The organism is Parabacteroides sp. ZJ-118, from assembly GCF_011038785.1.
Lineage (GTDB): Bacteria > Bacteroidota > Bacteroidia > Bacteroidales > Tannerellaceae > Parabacteroides.
In genome coordinates this window covers 1-1,988 of the sequence record NZ_JAAKDT010000095.1, presented here as the reverse complement: position 1 = coordinate 1,988, position 1,988 = coordinate 1, and the positions used below count along the sequence as shown (strand labels likewise).

The 1,988-nt window shown below is 46.2% G+C and carries 2 protein-coding genes; both read right to left on the bottom strand.

Annotated features, from left to right (window positions below; translation table 11 throughout):
• Positions 1–162 precede the first annotated feature (162 nt).
• Complete coding sequence (locus G7Y39_RS13300) at positions 163–1,740, bottom strand: IS1634 family transposase (RefSeq protein ID WP_241160068.1); 1,578 nt, start codon at positions 1,738–1,740, stop codon at positions 163–165.
• Between the two features lie 37 nt (positions 1,741–1,777).
• Positions 1,778–1,988: hypothetical protein (locus G7Y39_RS13580; RefSeq protein ID WP_206225181.1), on the bottom strand; the 211-nt coding region annotated here is incomplete at its 5' end.

The following is a 1,988-nucleotide window of genomic DNA, read 5'->3' as shown; positions in this document are numbered from 1 at the left end:
GACCCTCCGCCTTGTAGCGAATGTAAAAGTTTTCAAAATCTTCGTTGCTGTAATACATAATTTATCAAGATTAATGTTACAGCCGCGAATGTAGTCGGTTTTACTCAGGCTGTGCTTGGACGCTTACCATCACTCATTTCCTGACTTCGTCATTGCGTCACCCTAAACGCCAAGGTGGTCTAAAAGTGGCTTGACTGACATGTGATCCGGGGTCAGCAGCATGGTTCGACTGATAGATTTGCCGTTCAATGGAAGACGTAGGCGTATTGTCGTTATGGTTTTGGCAATTTTCAATCCTGTATCAACGCTCATATCCAGTTCGAGCATGTGGATGATTCTTTCCAGCTCCTTATACACTTTGTATGCCACGAAGCACAGACATACATGCGCCTCTATCCGCTTTTCCGTGAAGTGGAATATCGGACGAGTCTCCAGCGTGCCTTTGGATACTCGAAACGCTCTCTCGACCACCCAAAGCCCTCTGTATTGGGCTACGACCTCCTTTGCGCCAAGTTCAGTATTGGTAACATAGCCTTTCAGACCGTCCCACTTTTCGTCTTCCTTAATCTTTTCTTCGTCAATGCTGACAGAGACATCGTTATCTATCTTCAGAAACTTGCTGTAACCGCGTTTGTTGATTTTGTCCTTGGTTATCTTGCCCGATGCGTATGTTTTCTTTAGCCGTTCCACGCCTTTCTGCCTGTTGTAGGCATCTTTGGAAGCCCGTTTGGAACTATAGGTAACGATTAGGCGGTCTCCATTGTCCAGTTCCTTTTCGTGGAACACATCGTCCTCGTGGGGCAGCGACAGAATCCAATCGTTGACATCCTTACCCTGCTTCTTGATTCTGCCACCCACAATGAATTTGTATTCTCCACTTCGCAACAGCTCGATGTTGCGCTTTATCATGAATCCCGAATCGGCCACCACTATAAAATCGTCAACCCCGAAACGTTGCTTGAAATCGTCAATGACGGGTATCATGGTATAGCTCTCGTATTGTGCCCCGTTGAATAACGAATAAGCCAAGGGATAGCCGTTCTCACAGACCAACAGCCCCAGGATTATCTGCGTCTCCGCTGTCTTTCCGTCCTTGGAGAATCCCGGTGTGCGTAGCACATCCTCACGAAAACTCTCGAAGTACAGCGATGTGACATCATAAAAAAGCATCTCAACCCGACCGCCCAATACTGCAAAGGTATGCTCCACGCTGATGCGTTGGACTGCCGCCTGTTGCGTGTTATAGAGTTTGTCCAAATAACGGTATATCTTGCTGAGATTGACATCTTCATCGAAATGACTCTTGAGGTAATCCACCGTAGCCATCTTGCTCATAGGCTGGCATAGACGTGCCACTACAAGCTGGCGCAGCACATTGTCTCCTATCCTGTTGAATCCTATGGAGTCATATGCCTTGTCAATGATAAGCTTCGCTCCATTGAGAAGGATGGCATCGACATTGTCGAGCACCGTCTGCGTCATCTCTATTTCTCGGCCTTTGTTTTCCGACCCCTCAAAATCCAATTCCTGAATGCCAAGATGATTCTTGATCCATTGATGCCCTTTTTCGCATAACGCAGAAATCTCATCTTCGCTTAGGCCAATGCCGACAGTATGGAGTTCCTTGAACTTGCCTCCATGTTTGTCTACCACCACAACGCTGGTTGACCCGGATCGATTCTTCTTCCTACGCACAAACATACTGCAAATATAACGATTGATACGGTATATGTAGTACATCGGACTTCGCCATTTGGTAGCCACCCGAGGGCTCGCGTCACCCTAAATCACTCTTTTTACAAGTAAACGGTCTGATTATCAAATATGGTTTCTTTTGAACCATCAAAAACGACGAAGTCGGGAGATGCTCTTTCTTTGCAAACTCTGAAAATGCTTCCGCAATTCCGTCTTGTGTCAAACCATCATGATTGAAAAGGTCATGCTTAACAATCAAGTGTCCGTGACTGTCTAACAGAGGAATATTATTG

Excerpts from the sequence above, each read along its gene's own strand:
- G7Y39_RS13300 (WP_241160068.1), bottom strand. The coding sequence starts at position 1,740 with ATGTACTACATATACCGTATCAATCGTTATATTTGCAGTATGTTTGTG.